Here is a 21,981-nt window from a genome sequence, read left to right as displayed (position 1 = left end):
GGAAAATATGGAAACCATAATAGTTTTGATGTTGATAGCTAAATGTTTGATGGATTTATATTTGAAGAGATTGTCCATCAAAAACGTTGGAGTGTTTGTGTTGATTTCGGCATTTTTGTATGCGATATTTCGCATTACGAATACTACATCAAACTACGATTTTGCATTATTACTTGGCTGTAGCGACATGATGGTTGATGATTTCAAAACTAATGAGGTGTACTGGATTAATGTTGTGTTTTTCATCATTTGTAGCATTATTGTTTCTGTGTTTTCGAGATTTTTCCTGACGAGTTTTCTGCTATTATTGGTTATTTTGATGTTTAATTTTTTGACCGAGGAAAAGTTTATGGGTAATGTGGATTGTTTGATTATTCTAGGACTTGGTATGAGCAGAAGTTTCGCTGATTTGGTGAGTTTTGTGTTTTATCTGGGGATTATTAGTGGAATCAGGGCTTTAATTTATATTCTAAGAAAAGAAGATAATGAGGAGATTGCATTCATTCCTGTGATTTGGTCTTCTTTTTTATTGTATGTGGTGATGGGAAATGTTTTCTAAATTAAAAATGAAAGCTAAGGCATTCAGTTTAATAGAGGTGATGGTGAGTCTGTTCATAATTTCGGTTGTGATTATGACTTGCGTTTTTAAATACGACTTCAAAACTGATGTTGCAAGTAGAAAAGAGATTAATACGCTTGTTAGCGATTTGAAAAGTGCCAGAAGTGTTGCGATGAATTCGGGAAGAAGTATTCAATTTCGATTCGACACAAATTACTATTATTTTTACGATTCAAATAAAATGAAGAATCTTTTTGAAAGAGATTTGAAAAATGGGACGCTTAGCTTAAGTGAAGAAGGGATAAGTACTATAGACCTTGGAAATATCGGAGCAAATATATCCAAGTCATCTGCAGCAACACGTTTTCCGACTATTTATTACGAAACCAAAAACAAAACATACAGGATAAATTGTTACATAGCGACAGGGAGAGTGGATGTGGATGAGACGAAAAAATAAGGGATTTACACTACTTGAGGTTTTGTTTGCATTGTTTTTGGTGAGTCTTTGTGTCGTAGTGTACTATCCACAGCTTAAAAATGTGATTACGATGCAGGATAAATCCTACACTGAAAATATTGTGCTACGCGATTTGGACAATTCTGTGGAATATTTGAAAGCGCACGATGATGTGGATGATTCAATTGTTGATGAGAATTCAAAAGTCGTTGTAACAAAAGATGATGTGGGAGATTTGGTTAAGGTAAATGTCAGTGTAACTAATGGAGATATCACGAAAGATGTGTCATTTTACAAAGAAAAGTAGGGGATTTACGTTGCTTGAAGTTATGGTGAGTTTGTTCATATTCTCCGTAGTGTTGGGTGTGATTTTCCTATCATTTAAGACTAATTTTAAAATTATGCAGTCGGGTTTTACTCTGAAAAACAACGTGGACGATGTCGACCACTGCGCATATTACATAAAAAACGAAATCGAAAGGTCGAGGTCTGTAATTACAGAAAAGCCTAATTGGACTCATTTCGACCAATCAATGGGATTTGTACTAGTAAAATATATTGATGATAAGCAAAACTATGTGTATTTTACAAAAGAAAACGGCAAAATCATACGATACGCTTTTACAGATCCTAGTAGTTTTGATGATTTAAAAGAACACGGGCCCAACGGTAGGATAACTCAGAACAAACTCAAGGACAACGCCGATGATTTCACATTTAGTCAGGATGGCAATTACATTTATTTAAAAGAAAATGGAAAGACACTTGTAGTCTACATTGGAGATAAGGTAAAATGAAACGAAAATCCAAAGCCTACATCACAATTTATGCTCTTTACATGATATTCGTGTTGATGATTGTCATTGCGTTTTTGATAGTTCAAGTGAAAAATATCAGAACTGTGAACGCCTACAAATACGACTACATTCAAGCCAAGGCGATTGCTTATTCAAAGGTTCGAATCATCAATCAAAGGAAACTTTTTGATGAAGAATTGAAGAAAAATTCTAAAAGTGGAACATTTACCTTGCAGATTGCAGATATCCCAGAATTCAATCGCCCTACGGAGATTAAGTATTGCGAAGAGAAAGATGGAGCAACAAAAATCTTCTCATTTACAAGCAAATATCCAGAAAATAATGGATCTAGAGTAACGACTAGAATGGTGTATAATAGGAAAAACCCTTTTGAAAAAAGAATTATATCAGAAGAAAAAATCGACGAACTGTTGCCGGAAATCATTGAAGGAAAGAAAAGCATCGGAATAAAAGATTGTTTAATATTTTCATTGAATGATGAAACGTATTTTGTGGACAAAAAGGTCGCTGATGAAAAATACAATGAATTCGTAGCCGAAAAAACAAAGCAAAACAACGAAGAAGTTTCGGAAGATGAAAAGGGAAATGGCTCTGAAGAAAATGACGGAGATAAAGAAACAGAAATAGATGATGAATTTCTTACTAAATTAGTAGAATTTTCCAGAAAAGAGAAAAACATTCTAATTGATTCAGAAGATATCACGATACTTAACGATGTTACAATAGATGGAGTGTTCATCGATAAGGTTAACGTGTATTATGTAGAAAATGAAAAAATCCAAAAAACTCCTGAAATTACGGTTAATGGGATATTGATACTCAAAAATTCCAACGCAGATAGTTATAAAGTAAATGGAGAATATTTATCAACGAAAGAGGTCGACATAAAATTTACAGAAGATAAAACAAAATACACGAGTAAAAAATACGAGTTTGCGGGTAGTTATTACAAATAATCGATGGAATGATTGAAACTCTACTTTGAAATGATGTATAATATATATATGATAAGCGAAAAGGGGAGGGTTTGCTTATGAAAAAATTAAAAAAAATAGGTGAAATGAATAGCAAACAATCTGAGCTTTACGATAATGTATATGAGATTTTCGAGTTTATGGGAGAAACACTGGAACTTCCGAAAAATCGATTCAAAAATAAAAAACACGGCTTGTTTAAAATGGGATTATTAGCTTTTATCATCACAGCTATTTTGGAATATTATTCAAGCTTTGACACAATTGCATTTATCAGGAGAAACTTTCTCGTAGGATACATTTATTTTGCGATAAGATGCGTGTTTATATTTGCATTTGCTATTCTTAAATTCAAAATAATTTACAGAGTAGCTAACAAGTTTTTCGTAAAAGATGATTGGCGAGAAGACGAAAACTACAGCATATTGCTATTAGTTATGTTTCAAGCAGCAATGTCAATGGCACTTTATCCACTGGGAGTTTACATTGTTATTGCAGAAGCTTTCGTTATATTGTTGTTTTTCTTGGGACTTAACATCAAAAACTTCAAATTTGAGAAAATACCTTACGTCATCATCACATTCATGTCTTTGTACATTGGCTTGAGATTTGTTAGACTTTTCATTTACAACATAGTGATAAATTGGATAGAAACGACAAACATTGTTTTCTTATAACACAAGCGCTCACAACTGTGGGCGTTTTTTGAATGCAAATACATACAAAAATTAAAAAGGTAAGCTAATAAAAGCCTACCTTTTTAAATAGAGAATTTTAAATGAAATGGTTAGTTAGCTAATTTATAAGTGATAACAACAGGTGTTTTATCAGCTGGAACTGAATCAGCCAAAGTATATTTTACTCCGTCTTTTTCGTCAGCGCCGATTAATTGATTTGCGTTTGAAGTTATTCCCAAAGGACAACTTTGCAAACATGTCATACAACCTGTATTCATATCTTTTGCTGGTTTTTGGTTACCACCAAATCTTATGTCGAATTCTTTTCCTGAAGAATCTTTTATAACATCGTTGATTCCTTGTTCATTGTCTGATCCTTGGAATTTGAATGTAAGATCAATCTTATCACCTTTAACGGCTTCTTTTCCCATGTTGTCCATTGTAACATTGTTACCTGGTTTTGCACCGATTTTTTCTAATGCATCGTACAAATCATTTTGGTTAGCATAAGAAACAAACATTGATTGTTCGTTATTTTTACCTGATTTTGCTACGATAGCATGCATTGTGCTTTCGTTTTTGAACTTATCGTTAACTTCAGCATAAACTTTGATTTGTTTGTTAGCTTCGTCAACAATCATAGGATTATCAGCTGTAGGTTCTTGTGCTTCTTCCTTCTTTTCTTCTGTTTTTTCCTCAGTCTTTTCTTCTTTCTTTTCTTCAGTTTTTTCTTCTGTTTTTTGTTCTGTAGAAGAAGTTTGTTTATTATCTTCCTTAGAACATCCTGCGAACATCAAACTTGCCATTAATAATAATGCCAAAATTTTGAATTTTCTCATAAAAATCATCCCTTCTTTGAATAGTTTAATTATTTTCGTTTCATTCATTAATACTATAGCTATATTTTATCATAGTTTTAAGTGTTCATTTATTGTAAAATCTAATAAATAACACACTACTTATAAGCTGAATAAATAAATGAAATCTAAGGTATAATAATAAAAGAGGTGATTAGTGTGAAAAAATACGGAGAAGACGTGGCAATTGTAGAAGAAAATCCTAAGATTGAAAAAATTTACGATAATAATATGCGTCAAGGTGAAGAAATCGTGATAAAAAAGGGAACACCTACTATTAAGAAATTGTACTACGAAGATATCAACGGACAACCGACAATTAAAAAGGAAGAAATAATCGAAGAAGGCTCTCCAACGGTTATAAGAGTTGGAACGAAGGGAATTATTAACGATTTGGACTTGAACAAATCTGACATGTAATGTGATAAAATTCTTGGTTTGTGGTATAGTTATATTAGAAATGAATTGTTAAATTCATTCAAATTTACAAGGGGGAAAAATTATGGCAAGCTTAAAAGGTACAAAAACAGCTACTAATTTAATGGCAGCATTTGCAGGGGAAAGTCAAGCAAATATGCGTTATACATATTTTGCTAAAACAGCAAAAAAAGAAGGATACGTTCAAATTTCTATGATTTTTGAAGAAACAGCAAGAAACGAAATGGCTCACGCAAAAAGATTCATGAAGTTTTTGAGTGAAGATTTACAAGATGCTGAAATAGAAATCGAAGCAGGATTCCCAGTTCACTTAGGAGACACTAAGAGTAACCTTAAATCAGCAGCAGAAGGAGAACACTTTGAAAATTCTGAAATGTATCCAGAATTCTCCAAAATCGCTGAAGAAGAAGGCTTCAAGGAAATCGCACACGTATTCACTGAAATCGGAGAAGTTGAAGAAGCTCACGAAAAAAGATACAGAAAATTATTAGAAAATATCGAAAAAGAAAAAGTATTCGAAAGAGAAGAAGTATACTTATGGAAATGCAACAACTGTGGCTACATTCACGAAGGTAAAACAGCACCAAAGAAATGCCCAGCATGTGATCATCCACAAGGATTCTTCGAAATCTTCAAAGAAACTTATTAAAATTAGACAATCAATCCCCAAAAGTTTTGTGGCTTTTGGGGATTCTTATTTGGGAAAATCATTCTCGCTTTAAATTTCAAATATTAAAGCGAAAGTGTAAACAACACACACATATCATACCAAAATTTTACACACAATTTTCCAACATTTTACCAAAACCATTGACAATTAGCTAAAATTAGTATATAATTTCGTTGTAATTATTTATCTATGGGTACCAAATAAATATTTGGTAGTTTTTATCTGATGACTATTGCTCGATAAAGAGCCTGGAAAGGATCTGATGTGATACTCTTATAGGCTAAAAAGAACAATAAGGTTCAGAGTTTTTACAAGAAAAAATCAGCAAACAAAAAAGCATCAAAACCAGAGATTGCAAAGGCAAGTTAAACTTGAACCGCAGTCTTTTTTTCGTGGTCAACTTTAACTTCCTAATTTCTAAACGGGGGAAGATAAAATGCTTAGTAGAATGCTAAAATTTTTCGGATTAACTAAAAAAGGATTACTTAAAATAATCCTAGGATGTGCAATAATGGCGTTCGCAGTAGTGAACGTACATAAACAATCAGGCGTAACTGAGGGCGGAGTGCTTGGAATGATGTTGTTCTTGAACAAAATCTTCGGATTTGACCAATCAATAACATCAGTAGTATTGGATGTGAGCTGCTACGTTCTTGGATTTTCAATAATGGGATTTGATTTTGTGAAGAAAGCTTTCGTAGCCACAATATCATTTGCCGTATTTGCGAAATTTTTCAATATTATAGGGCCAGTGTTACCAAGTATGTACGATATGCCATTGTTAGCAAGTATTGTCGGAGGAATTTGCATCGGATTGGGATGCGGACTTGTAGTAAGTGAAGGTGGAGCAGCAGGTGGCGATGACGCCTTGGCAATGACGATATCCACAAAAACGGGACTTAAAATATCATTAGCGTATTTGTTCTCGGATATAACAGTGTTGGCACTGTCACTTTTATACATTCCAGTCGACAGAATTATGTTCTCACTTTTGACAACTGTAATATCATCATTTTTGATAGGACAATTCGAAGTGGAACTTCCAAATTCAGAAATCAAAATGGCAAATCAAGCCATATCAAAAGCTTAAATAAATCAAGCCTTGTGCTTGATTTTTTTTATTGCTCACATTCTCTTTCAAACACCAAATCAATTTTAGGATTGTATCCAATAGCTATTTTAGTTTTATTGATAGTAGTCACAAACCTAAAACCTTCCTTGGCATGATCATCTATGATTTTTTTATAATCATCTGATGCTAATCCACAAGTTCTCACTTCAACGTATTTGTATTCGTATTTTTGTTTCATAATAATCTCCTCAATTTATTTTGCTGTTAATAGATTATTACCCCAAATTTTAAAATAATATATCAAATGATTTACAAATACAATAATAAGATATATAATCGGGTTAAGAAAACGATGTGCAAAATCAAAGGAGGGGGATATGAGACTCAAAGACAATAAAATAATAATCCTATTGATATTTCTGACTAGTTCAATACTGATATTTGGATTTAATTATTTATATGGCAACAACAGAAAACCTTCTCCTTACTTTATGAGCGACAAATTTATAGCTTTTGAATCAAACAATAATAATCATAGCCTTGACTTTCTTAATATGAATGAAAACATATCAGTTGTAGCTGAAATAAAAAACTCCAAGGATGTTGCAATATATGACCCAGTGATGAAATACTATATGGGTTCTACAAAAATAATTGATCCAACTATATTTAGGTATTTTTCAAAAGAAGATTACAAAAACAAAAATAACGTGTCTATTTTGATATATCCAGTGACTTATTTAGTAGAAGGGAAAATATCAGATTACGATGAAAAAGAAATAGAAGATAATTATCATACTGATATAATTAATATGTTTGATGTTCAATCTTTCATTGCTAATGATGGAAAAGTCGATGTAGTGAGAAATCTGTTCACAATTAAACCAGAAAACATTTCAACACTTTACATAGACTCTAGTGATGATAAGTCATTGAAACCGATTGCAGATTCTCTTGAAAAAATCGGATATAAGAGAAAAGAAATCAAAATGTACGACAAGCTTACTTTGAGAGATTTAATAAAATCATATCCAGAATACAAGGTGTATGCTCAGTTTATTACTAATAGCACGGTCATGGCTGTGGCAATGTATGCAATTGCATTGTGGATGTTTTTGAACAAATACAAGAAATTCGTCATTGTAAGTGCAAATTTTGGAGCAAAACTAAAAGACATCATGAAGATGTTCATTGAAAAAGCACTTGGATATAGTTTTATAACATGTGCAATATCAACAGCGTTGACGTATGGATATCTCGCAATTATTAATGAAAACAAAATCACGATTTATCTTATATTGCAATTGCAGATTATTCTAATAATATTGACTGTGATTTTGAGTGCTTTAAGAGTTAAACTCAGCTACGATGAGTTTGAAAAAGAGGTCTTGTATGATAAAAGATAATATTAAACTAGGGCTAATGGATGTTTTCAGAAATAAAGTTGTGTTTTGTTTGATGGTACTCTTAATTTTCTCATTGGGAATAATTGTGGAATCTGCAACAGATGCTTATTTGAGAAATACGTTCGCGAAGTTTCAATTAAGTGAACAGCCTTCATATAGCACTGTTGTGTTAGAGACAACTGATGATAAAGGATACGATTATTCGAATACTTATGGAAAAAAACTGGACGATATATTTTCCAAAAACGGGCACACTTATACTACGAATTCATCGCTTTGTAGAAATTGCGGTACAGATATAATTGTGTTGTTTGGAAAATTCAACAAAAACACTAATGGCAGAGTTTTTTGGTTAGTTGATAATAAAAATGTGACTGACTTGAAGAATGAGGCGGAATTTGAAGTGGTTTCTCATGATGCGATGGACTATGATATGATGAATCAAGAAATCAAATACGCTATTGATTACGATAAAAGAGTATTATTGGAAATAAAATCCGATAAATATAAAAATGTTAGTGGCTACAAGTTTCGTGATGCAGATATACTTGGTTTAATTGAGAATGCAAAGTTTTCAGAAGATGAGATAAATAAAGGCATTGACAGAGAATTTGAGAAGTTTTTCGATGGGAACAAGCTAATGGTCATTAATAACACAAATAAAAAACATGACAACGATGAAAATACATTCATCCTCAAATACATTGGTGTGTATTGTCTGATTATGACTGTAACAACGATATTGGGTTTTGTGATTTTCTTCAAATATATGCTAAAAAATCTACAAAAAGAGTACAAAATCCACATTTTATCAGGAGCTAGAACCAAGGATATTATGGCACGAAACTCCGTTTTCGTAGTTTTAGTAAATGCTGCAGCATTTTGTTTGTTTTTTGTATTAAATGGATTTGCAATTAATACTTTTTCGATAGTGGCGTTTATTTACATGATTTTATGTATATTGATATTAGAAATAGTTATGTATTTGATTTTGAAAAGAAGCGATCTGATTGATTTGATAGGTGATTGATTATGATAGAAATAAAAAATTTGACCAAAAAATTCAGCACAAATGGTGAAAAACTCCTTGTATTGGATAATGCTGAAATGAATATAAACGATGGGGACAATATCATTATTTCAGGAGAAAATGGAGCAGGTAAGACTACTTTTTTGAAGATTGTGGGTTTGTTGGACAGGAAATATTCAGGAGATTATATTCTGGATTCCAAATCAGTTGGGGATTTTACTGAAAAAGATATGTCTAAATACAGAAATGAAGTGTTTGGATTTATTTTTCAGGAATACAATTTGATAGAATCAGAGACTACCTACGATAATATTCTCATACCATTGATTTACTCATCGAAATACAAGAGAGCTGACAGGAAAAAAAGAATTCAAGAGATTAGCGAAGAATTTGAAATAACGGAGATTTTGAACAAAAAAGTGAAGTATCTATCAGGAGGAGAAAGACAAAAAGTGACCATTGCACGAGCTTTGGTGAATGAGCCGTCTGTTATTCTAATGGATGAGCCCTCGAACACGCTTAATCTGAGAATGAAGGACAAGCTGATAGAATATATCGAAGTTTTGAAAAGAAAATCAAAAACTATCGTAGTTGTCAGTCACGACAAGTATTTGACTGATAATTTGAAAAACAAAGATTTTGCGGAATATGAATTGATAGATGGGAAGTTTTACGAAATTGGAGAATAAATTAAAAATCAAGCCTAGTGCTTGATTTTTAATTGCAAGAAAACTTGGGTATATATAATTAACTGGAGGTTTTTATGGAGAATACAAAAAAACTAAAATTTTCTAATCTTATGATTGCGATTCTACAAGGAGTTATTCTTTTACTTTTGTTCGTTATTCCAGAGCTTATTGTTGGAGTTATTGGGGGAATTGTTGCCCAATTTGTAGGATTTGATGGTAATTTCCAAGATTTTTATGCGAAAAATGGGGCGGCTTTTCTTCTTTGTGGACAAATCCTAAGGATTATTATTTTCCTTTTAATCATTAAATTTAGAACAAAGATTTTTCAAACGAAATACAATAGGGATTACTTAAAGAAAAGAAAGATTTCTTTTTCTGAAATCGTGAAGCTTTTCGTGGTGGGAATTGGTCTTATGGGTCTTATCAATATTACTGTTGCTTTGATGATGTATTTGGGCAAATTCTTCCCACAAATCGTGTCCAGCCTTGAAGTTTACAACAAGGCATCTGAAGAATTGATGAAGGGCAATATGATGTTGTCCGTTCTTGCTATTACGATTTTCGCTCCGATTTCAGAGGAGTTGATGTTGCGTGGGACTTTATTCACAGAAAACGAACGACTTCTTCCTTATAAATGGGCAATTATTCTGAATGGAATTGTGTTCGGAGTGTTCCATTTTAATTTGTTCCAAGGAGCGTATGCATTAATCGGAGGGATTGTGATTTGTGCGGTGTATTATTACACAGAAAGCATTTACGCATCCATTCTTCTTCACATGATTAACAACACTTTCAGCGTGGTTATTTCTTCGAATGAGGCTGTGGTGCAAAGTTTTTCGTCGATTTTTGGAATTGTAATGCTTGTGTGTATGGTTTTGATGTTTGTTTTCTTGAAAGATTTTAAAAAGAAGAGAGAACTCAGACATTTGAATTACGAAGATTTAAAAGAATAAATTTGAAATTATTGACAAACCTTGATGTGTAAATACGCATTGAGGTTTTTTGTTTATTGTAATCAGATGTTGATTTTTTTGTTGAAAAACTATAGTATAATAGCATGTAAGTGAGGTTAGATTATGATTTATTTGGATTATGCGGCGACATCTTTGAAAAGGGTGGAGCTTATTGAATATATTATGAATAATATGATGGATTTTGATGCGAATGCTGATAGTATTCACAAAATGGGAAGACTTGCGAAGAAGACTTTGGAGAATTCCCGTCATGAGATTGCGAAGTTTTTGAATACTTCTGATGATAGGATTGTGTTCACAAGCGGTGCGAGCGAATCCAACAATTATATTATCAATAATTTTTCTGATGAGAATTACGGTATTATCACATCACAAATAGAGCATCCATCTATTTTGAATCCACTAGATCACAACAAATCTAATGTAATTTTGATAGATGCACAACAAAACGGTGTGGTTGATTGCGATGAAATTATACGAAATATCACACCTAATACAAAGCTAATTATTCTTCAACATGTAAACAATGAAACGGGAGCCATTCAACCTGTGAAAAAACTTGGCGAATATTTGAAGGATACGGACATTTGGTATCATATCGATGCGACTCAATCGGTGGGTCATGTGGATGTCGACGTTGAGGATTTGCACTGCGATTCGTTGTCGTTTTCGGGACACAAACTAGGAGGACTCAACGGATTCGGGGTGTTGTATATAAGGAAGGATTTGAATAATCTGATTTATGCAGGTGAGCAAGAAAATTACAGAAGAGGTGGCACTTCTTTTGTGATGGGGGCATTTACTTTGGAGAAATCTTTGCAAAAATCTGTCGAAGAACGTGAGTATATTGCAAATTTGAAGAAGATTTTCATTGAAAACATCAAATTCAAATACGAAATTAATGGTAATGTGGACAATTCTGCATCTCATATTTTGAACTTGTACATTCCTTTTGAGAAGAATGATTTCTTGTTGACTTATTTGGATATGCACGGGGTGTGCGTGTCAGCAGGGTCTGCTTGTTCTGCAGGTAGTATCACGAATTCTCATGTGATTGAAAATATGTACGACGGACAAAGGGCAGAACATTCGGTGAGGTTTAGCTTTGGTTTTAAAAATACAGAAGAAGAAATATTGAAAGCAGTAAATGTGTTAAATGATTTGTACGAAAAAGGAAAATACAATGGATAATTCGAAAATAAAAGTAGTAGTAGGAATAAGTGGGGGCGTGGATTCGTCAGTGGCGGCACTTTTGTTGAAACAACAAGGCTATGATGTCGTGGGAATTTTCATGAAAAATTGGGACGAAACAGATGATGATGGCGTCTGCACGGCAGAAGAAGATTACAAGGACGCGGTGGCTGTTGCGAATGAAATCGGCATAGATTATTATTCGATTAATTTTGAGAAGGAATACTACGACAGAGTGTTCACTTATTTCTTGGACGAATACAAAAAGGGCAGGACTCCCAATCCCGACATAATGTGCAACAAGGAAATCAAATTCAAAGCGTTCTTGGATTTTGCGATGAAACTAGGCGCAGATTATGTGGCGACGGGTCACTATGCTAGAATCGAACGATGTGATGATGGAGTGAAGCTACTTCGTGGGCTTGATAATAACAAGGATCAGACGTATTTTCTAAGCCAACTTACGCAAGACCAAATCAAAAACGTAATATTTCCAGTTGGAGAACTTCAAAAAAAAGAAGTGCGTGAGATAGCGAAGAAATATAACTTGGCTACGGCTGACAAGAAAGATTCTACGGGAATTTGTTTCATAGGAGAGAGAAATTTCAATGAATTTTTGTCACATTATTTACCAGCAAAACAAGGAAACATCGTAGATGTCGATGGAAATGTAATGGGCAAACACAATGGGCTTATGTATCACACAATCGGTCAACGAAGAGGGCTTGGAATTGGAGGAGATGGAGCAGCGTGGTTTGTGTGCGGGAAAAATTTGGAGAAAAATGAATTAATCGTATGCCAAGGAGAAGACAACCCACTATTGTACTCCAACAAATTATACGCCAGTCAATTTGAAACATCGCTTAATCATTTGGACAGAAATGAGTTTGATTGCACAGCGAAATTCAGATACAGACAAAAAGACATCAAAGCGCACGTCAAATTCATCGACGACACGCATGTGGAAGTCACTTATGACGACACAAAAGCCGTAACACCAGGACAAGCAGCAGTGTTCTACGACGGCGAAGTGTGCATAGGCTCAGCGATAATAGACGAAGTGTACAATGGAGATAAAAAATTAATGGTATAAGCAAGTCCACTAGGTTGTAAAATCTGGTGGATTTTTTGAATTGTTACAAAATGTCAAATAGTGAATAAATTGACGATATTTGTGGTAAATATTGTATAAGAAGGAGAGTAGACTATGCAAAAACAAGAAATAAAAGAAGCTATTGATGTGTGTGATGATTTGGTAATAAAACTTGAAGATGTACTTAACGATTTGAAATCGGCGAAAAACTGGGCTATGGCAGATTTTATATTCGGCGATGGTATGATTGGTTTTTTCAAGAGAAGCAAAATGGAAAAAGCACAAAGCAAACTTCACTTAATCGAAAATCTTTCACTTAGATTAAAAAAAGAATTATCGGACATTAACGTGGAATTGGAAGATTTTGGAGATTTGTATTCAATGAGAGATTTTATGCTAGACATTGTGTTCGACAATCCATTTACAGATTGGAGAATTAGAAAAGAAATCAACCAAGTGTACGATTCAACGTATGAATACTTGGAAAATATTGAAATGTTGAGAGATAGCTTAACAAAAGAATACAATAAATTGTAAAAGAAGAAATGTATGATAACGATGTACATCTGGTAATGATTGATAGTTACAAAATGTCAAAGTTTGGTTTTATTGTTGATTTTTCAAAATAAAAAGATATAATTAAGTTAACGATAAAGCTATCGTAACGGTTTATAAAAAGGTTTTCAAGAAAAAGGAGGAGTATCATGAAAAATGATAAAAAATTTACAATTGTGGCAATACTTTTTGCAATATCACTTGTGTGCAATGCGTATTTTTTAACTAACATGACAAAGGCTGACGATGCTGACACTCATAGAATAATTGAAAGATACGTCAAGGAAAATCCGGAAAAAGAAGACGATACTTTAATTAAAGATACATTAGAAAAGTTTGCCAAGGACGAAAAACATTTGGTATTGACTCAAGATGGCAAAGATGTAACCAAACAACACGAAGATAAGCTATTGGAATTCAACAAAAACCAAGACTACAAGGGCGCCAAAGAGTACGTCCTCAATGAAAACATATCAATCGGTTATTCAGATGACAATATAAAATAGAAAACAAAAATAGCAGCTCATGGCTGCTATTTTACTTTACTACGACTTGTACTCCTTTGAGTATGTCGAATGTTTCTTTGTTTAGTTTTTCATCGAAGCTATCAGTCAAGTTCTTGTCGACTATTACTGTTGCTTCTGGATTGAATGTTTTGGCGAGTATTGCGTTGGAAAGTATGCAGATGTTGGATACAAGTCCACACAATTCTATTTCTGAGAATTGGTGTTCTTTTAAGTAATCACAAAGTTCAATGCTACCAAATGTTGGTTTTTCGATTAATATGTCTTCTTTTTCTACTAATTCAGCTACTTTTCCGTACAATTTGTGTCCGTTACTTCCTTTGATGCAGTGTTCTACTGGAAGAAATTTGCCTTCTTGTGTGTTCAAATAATTTTCTTCGTGAGTATCAAATGTGAATATGATTTGTTCATTGTCTTCTCTTGCTTTTTTGATTCTGTCACAGATTTTGTCTTCGAGTTTGTTTGCATCGTCGAATCCTAAAGCACCGTCTACGAAATCATTTTGAAAATCTACTACGATTAAAAGTTTATCCATTTATGTCACTCCTTTAAGTTATTATATCTCAAATACAAAATTTTTTACAATAAGTGTTTAAATTATCAAAAGATTGGTATATAATCATAAAGGTTAGGAAAATAAAATTAAACAATCAATCGGCAGAAAAATAATGTTTGGTTGATTTTTATGAAGGAGAAAATATGGATAAAATATATATAACTGGTCACAAAAACCCAGATACAGATTCTATCTGTGCGGCGTTATCTTATCAAGAATTGAAGAAAAGAACTGGAGAAGAAAACGTCGAAGCGATAAGACTTGGCGATGTCAACAGGGAAACTCAATTCGTGTTGGATTATTTTGGAGTGGATGCACCTACTTTCAAGGACTCAATGAAGCCACAAGTCAAAGATTTGAGCATTGATGTGGCAACATGCGTGTCCCAAAACGCGAGCCTTTACAAAGCGACAAATATTATGCAAGAAAAAAATGTCGCTAGTTTGCCAGTAATAGACATCGAAGAAAGACTTCTTGGGGTTGTGTCAATTTCTGACATCACAAAATGTTACATGGAAGTGTGGGACGATCAAATTCTTCACCACTCAGAAACTCCTGTGGAAAATATTATCGATGTTTTGAGCGCAAATATTTTGAATATTCCAGCAGAAGACAGGGCGTTGTCCGGGAAAATGGTAGTAGGAGCGATGGATCCGAAACAAATGGCGAAGTATTTGGAAGAAGATGACATCGTGATTTTGGGTAACAGAGAAGACTCACAAGTAGATGCGATAGATAAGAATGTGTCCATGATTATACTTACTGGTGGCAACAAATTATCAGATGAATTGATAGAAAAAGCAAAACAAAAAGACATAATAGTAATTTCTACGGAATTCCAAACATACATGGCAGCACGTCTTCTTCCACAATCTGTGCCTGTAAATTACGTTATGACAAGAGATGATGTTGTTAATTTCTCATTGACAGACACTGTTGAAGATGTTAAAAACACAATGTCAAAGACAAGATACAGATCATATCCAGTAGTCGACAATCAAAACAAAGTCGTGGGAAATATTTCCAGATATCATGTTATCAACGAAGAAAAGAAGAAGCTAATCTTGGTGGATCACAACGAAAGAAACCAATCAGTTGATGATATGGAATGCTGCGACATCACGGAAATCATCGACCATCACAGAGTTGCAAATGTAGCTACACAAAACCCAGTTTATTTCAGAAACGAACCTGTTGGATCAACTTGTACAATTCTTTCCAAGATGTTCTTGGAAAAAGGAATTGTTCCTACAAGACAAACTGCGGGATTGTTGTGTTCAGCGATAATTTCCGACACGTTATTGTTCAGATCACCAACTGCAACTGAAACAGATAGAATGATTTTGGATAGAATGGCAAAAATCGCCAACATCAACCCAGAAGAATTTGCGATGGAAATGTTCAAAGCTGGAACATCTTTAGAAGGAAAATCACCAGCAGATTTGTTAAACACTGATGTGAAGACATTCAACATCGAATCATACACTTGTAGAGTAGCGCAAATCTTCTCAATGGATTTGGATAATCTTGGCAAAATCAAAGACAGTTTACTTGAAGAAATGAACAAAATCAGAAACGACAAGAAAGAAGCTACATTTGTACTAATTCTTACAGATATCTTCAGAGAAGAAAGCGAAGTTTTGGTTTCTGGAATGTTCCAAGAACAATTAGCAGGGGCCTTCGATACTAAAATCGACAACAATTCATTCTTGGCAAAGGGACTTCTTTCAAGAAAAAAACAAATGATCCCAAAACTTAACCAAGCTGTGTTAAAATATATCCAAGAGAATTAATTTGAAAGGGAGAGATAAATTGAAAATTACAATTTTAGGGGCAGGAGCAATGGGTTGTATGCTTGCAAAAGCAATCGAATCTCCTGGTAACGAAGTCAATTTAGTAGATCCATACGAAGCTCACATGGAAAAAATTAGAAAAGATGGAATCAGAATTATCGACAGAACTGGCGGTGAAAGCACAGTAAAAGTAACATCTGCAAACACATCTTCAGAAAATTTGGAAGTTCAAGATGTCGTTGTAATTCTTGTAAAAGGATACGACACAGAAAAGATTTTGACGGAAAATATGAACATCGTAGGCGACAAAACAGTCGTAATGACACTTCAAAATGGTATCGGCAACGTAGATATATTGAAAAAGTACATCAAAGAGGAAAACATCGCACAAGGAATTATGTTCATCTCTGCATCTATCGAAGAACCAGGAGTTATCAGTGCAGGATACGACAGCGACAAAACCAACGTAATATTTGGCGCTATCAATGAAAACCACGACGATAAATTGTTCCACGAAATCGAAAAAACATTCAGCATGAACGACATCAAAACAGAATTAAATCCAGATGTAGACAGAATTATGTGGAGAAAATTATACATCAACGCAATCTACAACCTACCTTGCGCAGTAATGCATTTGTCCACAAAATACACTAGAACTGACGAAAATTCCGTAGCCATTTTGAAGAAAATCTCAGATGAATTCATAGCAGTTGCTGACAAATTGGGCTACGACTTCGACGGCGACAAGCTTTTCAGAAAATACGTCACAGATGCATTCGAAGAATACGGAGATATACTACCATCTGCAGCACAAGATACACAAAAACACAGAAAAACAGAAGCAGAATTCTTAAATGGAGCAATCGTAAGACAAGCGAAAAAACTTGGACTAGAAGCTCCAGTCAACGAAACAATCTACAGATTAGCAATGGTTCAAATGAACAACTACGACAATATGTTTAGTTTGTAAAATAAAATACGACAATTATTGCCACCAATAATTTTGGAATTTATCCAATTTTATTGGTGGTTTTTGTTTGCTAAAATAAAAAAGCAAATAAAAGAACATTAAATTTATTTAGAAAAAGTATTGCGTTTTTTAAGAAATTTTTTTATAATAAAAAGCGATACTGATAATCAAAACCATTTGTGAGCTGATGAATAGTTCATAAGTTGGAAAATATTAGTATAAATTTCTTATAGAAAGGAAAAATATGGAGAGAGATAAATTAAAAAAATATTTATCTTTTACTCTTGCTACATTAGTAACAGTTGCGATTGTATTTTCTATTATTTCTTATAATAAAAAACACAAGATAAATTACGCTACAAACAACAAAACACAAATAGCATCTGGTAGTAATGTAGAGGGATTAAAAGACGGAGAATACGAAGGAAATAGCCAGGGATACGGTGGAGATTTCAAGGTCAAAATTAAAATAAAAAATGGAGAATTGTCGGCGATTAATGTCGTAACAAACAATGAAACACCTGAATATTACGAAAAAGCATCTGTAATTATTGCGCAGATTTTGGAAAAAGGAAACACCGATGTGGACTCTATTTCAGGGGCGACGATTTCATCTGAAGCGATCAAAAACGCTGTAAGAGATGGACTACATAAAGCTGGTTCAAAAAAAGAAACACCAAAACTAGCACAAAAAACACAAAAATCAAACACACCAAATGTAGTCACAAAAGGACTAAAAGATGGAGTGTACGAAGCAAGTTCCAATGGTTATGGTGGAATATTATCGGTAAGAGTCACAGTAACAAATGGCAAATTGACAAATATTGATGTGATTTCAAATAACGAAACGCCGTCGTATTTTAACAGAGCATCTTCTGTGATCGACAGAATTCTAAGCACAGGAAGTGTGAATGTGGATTCTGTTGCAGGAGCGACGATATCTTCAAACGCAATCAAACAAGCAGTATCCAAAGCGTTGGTACAAGCAGGTTCCAAGGAAAAAGCGAAGATTTCAAAAGTAAATCCAAACGCAAAATCAGGCAAGAAAAGCATCAGAAATCTTGTCGGAAAAATTTCCGTAGGAAGCAAACAAATAAAAGATGGTCAGTACATAGGAACCGCACAAGGTTTCAACGGGCCAATCAAAGTAAGAGTTACAGTAAAAGAAGGATCCATTGCAAAAATAGAAATATTATCTCATCACGATGATAATCCATATTTCCAAAGAGCTTCTCGTGTAATTTCGAAAATTCTTGGAAAACCTGGGAAATCAGTGGACACAGTATCACAAGCGACATATTCAAGTAGAGGAATTATAAATGCGGTGAATAATGCTCTGTCAAAAGCAGGAGTAGCGCCAAACATATCCAAGGAAAAATCAAAAAATTCTAAAGGAAAATCTTCTGGAAATAAAAACCAAGAAAAAGAAAATAACAAAAAAACACAAAACAACCCTGAAAATAATTCAAAAACGAATAACAGCAGTAAAATAAATGATGCAAAACTAAAAGATGGTCAATTCACAGGAGTTGCACAAGGATTCAGTGGACCAATCACAGTTAGAGTTACAATAGCCAATGGATCAATTACAAATGTGGAAATATTATCTCATAGTGATGATGCACCATATTTTGCAAAAGCAATGTCTGTAGTTTCAAGAATTCTTGGAAAACCTGGAAAAACGGTGGACACAGTATCACAAGCGACATATTCAAGTAGAGGAATTATAAATGCAGTCAACAACGCATTGTCCAAAGCAGGAGTAGCGCCAAATATATCCAAGGAAAATTCAGCAGGAAATTCTAAAGGAAATTCTCAAGGAAATTCGGGTAACAAAAACGAAGAAAAACCACAAGACATTCCAGAAAAACCAGAAAATAATAACACAAACAGCAGCGGAAAAATAAATGATGCCAAACTAAAAGACGGTCAATTTACTGGAATCGCACAAGGATTCAATGGACCAATAACAGTTAAAGTTACAATAACTAACGGATTAATCTCTGGTGTGGAAATAATATCTCACAGTGATGATGCGCCGTATTTTGCAAAAGCAATGGCTGTTATTTCTAGAATTCTTGGAAAACCAGGAAAAACAGTGGACACAGTATCCACAGCGACATATTCAAGCAGAGGAATTATAAATGCAGTCAACAACGCGTTATCCAAAGCAGGAGTCGCTCCAAACGAATCTAATCAAAAACCAGAAAAACCAGAAAAAGAAAACAACGAACAACCAGACAATAAACAACCGGAAAAAGAAAAACCAGATAAGGACAAGCCAGAAACGGACAAAAATGACCCACAAAAAATTGACGACGCTTTGAAAAAATACTACAACGACAATCCATTGAGAGATGGAGAGTATAGCGGATGGGGCATCGGTTACATCAACACAAGGAAAACTAAGACCTACATCAAAGTTGAAAATGGCGAAATATCTGACATCAAAGTAGGTCAAGATTCTGAATACGGAGACGATATGGGTCCATTTAGAAAAAAAGCTGAGAAAGTTTTGTCGTTCTTAAAAGGAAAAGAAGGACGACTCAATCTTGCAAAAATGGGATTATACCGCGAATATTTCGAACAAATTAGAAATAGCAAGGACCCGAAATCAAAAGTAGAAGAATTATTTGGAAAAGAATACGGCACGCTTTTGAATGGACTTTCTGGAAGCAACATTAAAACAGAATCTGATTTGACGCTACTTTCAAGAGCTGTAAAAGCGTACATGTCAGACAAATACAACTCAAAAGAAATGTTTGATAGTATATCGGGTGCGACTGTGAGCGCAAGTGGAATCGCACAATCGACAAGAGAAGCGACAGCAAAATCGTCAAATGATTACAAGAATAATTCAGACGTCAAAGAAATCAAGATTATATCACCTAAAAACAAAACAATTGAAGTGAACAAAAACGATGCAGCTGATTTTTCTGAAATGAAGATTATTGTAATCAAAAAAGACGGTTCATCCGAAAAAATCGGCTGGACAGATTTCCAAGCAAATGGAATTTCAATTACAGATGACAAGGGCAACGCAATTACGGATGATTTGTCAAAATATTCCGATACGAACCTAATCAAAGCAAAAGTTGTTCACGAAAAATCATTGTCATACGATGAGTTCAGAATTTTGATTGGAAACTACAGCAAGGATTATATCGTAGGATTGGAATACAGCGTTGACGGAATCAAATGGTACAGATTGGAAAACGCATCAAAAGATTTTGAAAACACAAACAACATCGCAGACAGACAAATAATTGATGCGCCAATTTCATTTGAATTTTCAAAAGTAAAAATTCGCGCAGTATCGAAAAACAACAAAAGATACGAATATACAACATCAAACGCTGCAATCAACAACACTCAAGCAAACTATCATCTCGTATCGAAAGACAATCCGAACTTGCCAAGCGTAATATTTGTAACATTCAAATTGTCGGGAAATGAATCTGACAAGAAACTCGTTGAGGACAAAGAAAAAGAAAAACCACAAGAGAAAGAATCAGAAACAAAAGAAGAAATTGAAGTGGATCAAAAAGTAATCGACACAAGCTTGATGGATTCAAATGGGCAAAAATGGATCGAAGGAAAACCAATCAGACCAGCGACAGTGACAAGCTTGGATAAGGACGCGAAAATAATTGCGAAAATAGATGGATTGCCACAAGGATTATCATTTGACGGAACGACAATAACAGGAACACCACAAGTAAGCACAGAAGGATGGCCGGAAGATGGAAGTGGATTTAAAACAATAACACTAAAATTAAAAGCCGAGAAAAACGGCAAAATATTAGTGAGAACATTGACATACTGGTTGTATCGAGACAAAGATCGTGACGGAATATCAGATGACGACGATGTAGATAACGGAGAAAAATTCACACCGCAAAGAAATGGAGCGTCACCAATAATAGTCAACGGAACAAGGCCTACAATAGAAGATTTCAAAAAGAAATTCTCCAACATTCCACAAGATGGATCGGTAGAAGTAACACTTGAAAAAGAGCCTGATTACACAAAAGTAAGTGAACTTCCACAAAGAGTTAATCTGCTATTCAGAGTCAAAGGGACAAAAGAAGTTGGAAAAAGCTATGTAATGGTAATAGTGAAAAAACCAGTCGACAAAAAAGTTGAACAAGAATCAAAAGAAGAAATCCCTGTAGATCAAAAAGTAATCGACACAAGCTTGATGGATTCCAACGGGCAAAAATGGATCGAAGGGAAATCAATCAGACCGGCGACAGTTACAAGTTTGGACAAAGATGCGAAAATAATCGCAAAAATAGATGGATTGCCACAAGGATTATCATTTGACGGAACGACAATAACAGGAACACCACAAATAAGTGCAGAAGGCTGGCCTGAAGATGGAAGTGGATTCAAAACATTCACACTAAAATTAAAAGCCGAAAAAAATGGCAAAATATTAGTGAGAACATTGACATATTGGTTGTATCATGACAAAGACCGTGACGGAATATCAGATGACGACGATGTAGATAACGGAGAAAAATTCACACCGCAAAGAAATGGAGCGTCACCAATAATAGTCAACGGAACAAGGCCTACAATAGAAGATTTCAAAAAGAAATTCTCCAACATTCCACAAGATGGATCGGTAGAAGTAACACTTGAAAAAGAGCCTGATTACACAAAAGTA

At 34.1% G+C, this 21,981-nt stretch carries 23 protein-coding genes; 20 read left to right on the top strand and 3 right to left on the bottom strand.

Features of this window, described 5'->3' with window-relative positions:
• Positions 1-7: 7 nt before the first annotated feature.
• The 6 genes from B9N53_RS08255 to B9N53_RS08230 all read left to right on the top strand — a co-directional run bounded on the left by B9N53_RS08255 (position 8) and on the right by B9N53_RS08230 (position 3,488).
• On the top strand, positions 8-559 hold the full coding sequence (locus tag B9N53_RS08255) for a hypothetical protein (RefSeq protein ID WP_094204519.1): 552 nt from the start codon (positions 8-10) through the stop codon (positions 557-559).
• Positions 549-1,019, top strand: coding sequence for a prepilin-type N-terminal cleavage/methylation domain-containing protein (locus B9N53_RS08250; RefSeq protein ID WP_094204518.1), 471 nt, complete (start codon positions 549-551; stop codon positions 1,017-1,019). Before B9N53_RS08255 ends, B9N53_RS08250 begins: the two co-directional genes overlap by 11 nt.
• Positions 1,003-1,326: a prepilin-type N-terminal cleavage/methylation domain-containing protein gene (locus tag B9N53_RS08245; protein ID WP_094204630.1), complete on the top strand. Its 324-nt coding sequence runs from the start codon at positions 1,003-1,005 to the stop codon at positions 1,324-1,326. Before B9N53_RS08250 ends, B9N53_RS08245 begins: the two co-directional genes overlap by 17 nt.
• A complete protein-coding gene (locus tag B9N53_RS08240; protein ID WP_094204517.1) occupies positions 1,301-1,816 on the top strand; it encodes a prepilin-type N-terminal cleavage/methylation domain-containing protein in 516 nt (171 codons plus the stop codon). Before B9N53_RS08245 ends, B9N53_RS08240 begins: the two co-directional genes overlap by 26 nt.
• Positions 1,813-2,793 (top strand): hypothetical protein, encoded by a 981-nt coding sequence (locus B9N53_RS08235; protein WP_094204516.1) that lies wholly within the window; start codon positions 1,813-1,815, stop codon positions 2,791-2,793. The genes B9N53_RS08240 and B9N53_RS08235 overlap by 4 nt, the downstream gene beginning before the upstream one ends.
• 77 nt (positions 2,794-2,870) lie before the next feature.
• Complete coding sequence (locus B9N53_RS08230) at positions 2,871-3,488, top strand: hypothetical protein (RefSeq protein WP_094204515.1); 618 nt, start codon at positions 2,871-2,873, stop codon at positions 3,486-3,488.
• Positions 3,489-3,598: 110 nt separating this feature from the next.
• Here B9N53_RS08230 and B9N53_RS08225 read toward each other — a convergent pair whose 3' ends face one another.
• Positions 3,599-4,327 carry a YdjY domain-containing protein gene (locus B9N53_RS08225; RefSeq protein WP_242432460.1) on the bottom strand — a complete coding sequence of 243 codons (729 nt, stop codon included), beginning with the start codon at positions 4,325-4,327 and terminating at the stop codon, positions 3,599-3,601.
• 177 nt (positions 4,328-4,504) lie between these two features.
• On the opposite strand from B9N53_RS08225, the gene B9N53_RS08220 reads away from it, so the two are divergent.
• From B9N53_RS08220 to B9N53_RS08210, 3 genes are all read left to right on the top strand, one after another.
• The gene (locus B9N53_RS08220) at positions 4,505-4,765 is read left to right on the top strand and encodes a G5 domain-containing protein (RefSeq protein ID WP_094204514.1); all 261 of its coding nucleotides are present in this window, start codon (positions 4,505-4,507) and stop codon (positions 4,763-4,765) included.
• Positions 4,766-4,847: 82 nt separating this feature from the next.
• On the top strand, positions 4,848-5,432 hold the full coding sequence (gene rbr / locus B9N53_RS08215; RefSeq protein WP_094204513.1) for a rubrerythrin: 585 nt from the start codon (positions 4,848-4,850) through the stop codon (positions 5,430-5,432).
• Between the two features lie 457 nt (positions 5,433-5,889).
• Complete coding sequence (locus tag B9N53_RS08210) at positions 5,890-6,543, top strand: YitT family protein (RefSeq protein WP_094204512.1); 654 nt, start codon at positions 5,890-5,892, stop codon at positions 6,541-6,543.
• Positions 6,544-6,571: 28 nt separating this feature from the next.
• On the opposite strand, the gene B9N53_RS08205 is transcribed toward B9N53_RS08210, so the two are convergent.
• Positions 6,572-6,763, bottom strand: coding sequence for a DUF4177 domain-containing protein (locus B9N53_RS08205; protein ID WP_094204511.1), 192 nt, complete (start codon positions 6,761-6,763; stop codon positions 6,572-6,574).
• A 139-nt stretch (positions 6,764-6,902) separates the two neighbouring features.
• On the opposite strand from B9N53_RS08205, the gene B9N53_RS08200 reads away from it, so the two are divergent.
• The 8 genes from B9N53_RS08200 (at position 6,903) to B9N53_RS08165 (ending at position 13,969) form a co-directional block, all read left to right on the top strand.
• The gene (locus tag B9N53_RS08200) at positions 6,903-7,931 is read left to right on the top strand and encodes an FtsX-like permease family protein (protein WP_094204510.1); all 1,029 of its coding nucleotides are present in this window, start codon (positions 6,903-6,905) and stop codon (positions 7,929-7,931) included.
• Positions 7,918-8,961, top strand: coding sequence for a hypothetical protein (locus B9N53_RS08195; protein ID WP_094204509.1), 1,044 nt, complete (start codon positions 7,918-7,920; stop codon positions 8,959-8,961). Before B9N53_RS08200 ends, B9N53_RS08195 begins: the two co-directional genes overlap by 14 nt.
• Positions 8,962-8,963: 2 nt before the next feature.
• On the top strand, positions 8,964-9,650 hold the full coding sequence (locus B9N53_RS08190; RefSeq protein ID WP_094204508.1) for an ABC transporter ATP-binding protein: 687 nt from the start codon (positions 8,964-8,966) through the stop codon (positions 9,648-9,650).
• A 74-nt stretch (positions 9,651-9,724) separates the two neighbouring features.
• On the top strand, positions 9,725-10,603 hold the full coding sequence (locus tag B9N53_RS08185; protein WP_094204507.1) for a CPBP family intramembrane glutamic endopeptidase: 879 nt from the start codon (positions 9,725-9,727) through the stop codon (positions 10,601-10,603).
• Between the two features lie 123 nt (positions 10,604-10,726).
• Positions 10,727-11,815, top strand: a complete 1,089-nt coding sequence (locus B9N53_RS08180) for a cysteine desulfurase family protein (protein WP_094204506.1) — start codon at positions 10,727-10,729, stop codon at positions 11,813-11,815.
• The gene (gene mnmA / locus B9N53_RS08175) at positions 11,808-12,908 is read left to right on the top strand and encodes a tRNA 2-thiouridine(34) synthase MnmA (protein WP_094204505.1); all 1,101 of its coding nucleotides are present in this window, start codon (positions 11,808-11,810) and stop codon (positions 12,906-12,908) included. The genes B9N53_RS08180 and mnmA overlap by 8 nt, the downstream gene beginning before the upstream one ends.
• 114 nt (positions 12,909-13,022) lie before the next feature.
• A complete protein-coding gene (locus tag B9N53_RS08170; RefSeq protein ID WP_094204504.1) occupies positions 13,023-13,445 on the top strand; it encodes a hypothetical protein in 423 nt (140 codons plus the stop codon).
• 167 nt (positions 13,446-13,612) lie between these two features.
• Positions 13,613-13,969 carry a hypothetical protein gene (locus tag B9N53_RS08165; protein ID WP_094204503.1) on the top strand — a complete coding sequence of 119 codons (357 nt, stop codon included), beginning with the start codon at positions 13,613-13,615 and terminating at the stop codon, positions 13,967-13,969.
• Between the two features lie 31 nt (positions 13,970-14,000).
• Here B9N53_RS08165 and B9N53_RS08160 read toward each other — a convergent pair whose 3' ends face one another.
• The gene (locus B9N53_RS08160) at positions 14,001-14,522 is read right to left on the bottom strand and encodes a cysteine hydrolase family protein (protein WP_094204502.1); all 522 of its coding nucleotides are present in this window, start codon (positions 14,520-14,522) and stop codon (positions 14,001-14,003) included.
• Positions 14,523-14,686: 164 nt separating this feature from the next.
• On the opposite strand from B9N53_RS08160, the gene B9N53_RS08155 reads away from it, so the two are divergent.
• The 3 genes from B9N53_RS08155 to B9N53_RS08145 form a co-directional block, all read left to right on the top strand.
• Entirely contained in the window at positions 14,687-16,336 is a 1,650-nt protein-coding gene (locus tag B9N53_RS08155; RefSeq protein WP_094204501.1) for a putative manganese-dependent inorganic diphosphatase, read from the top strand.
• 19 nt (positions 16,337-16,355) lie between these two features.
• On the top strand, positions 16,356-17,309 hold the full coding sequence (locus tag B9N53_RS08150; RefSeq protein ID WP_094204628.1) for a ketopantoate reductase family protein: 954 nt from the start codon (positions 16,356-16,358) through the stop codon (positions 17,307-17,309).
• 244 nt (positions 17,310-17,553) lie between these two features.
• Positions 17,554-21,981, top strand: a 4,428-nt coding sequence (locus tag B9N53_RS08145) for an FMN-binding protein (RefSeq protein ID WP_094204500.1), incomplete at its 3' end; no start/stop codon positions are given.

The sequence above is a fragment of the Finegoldia magna genome, assembly GCF_002243175.1.
In the GTDB taxonomy this organism is placed as follows: domain Bacteria; phylum Bacillota; class Clostridia; order Tissierellales; family Peptoniphilaceae; genus Finegoldia; species Finegoldia magna_J.
Note: the sequence above shows the minus strand (reverse complement) of the source record. Positions and strands in the feature narration are given on the sequence as shown.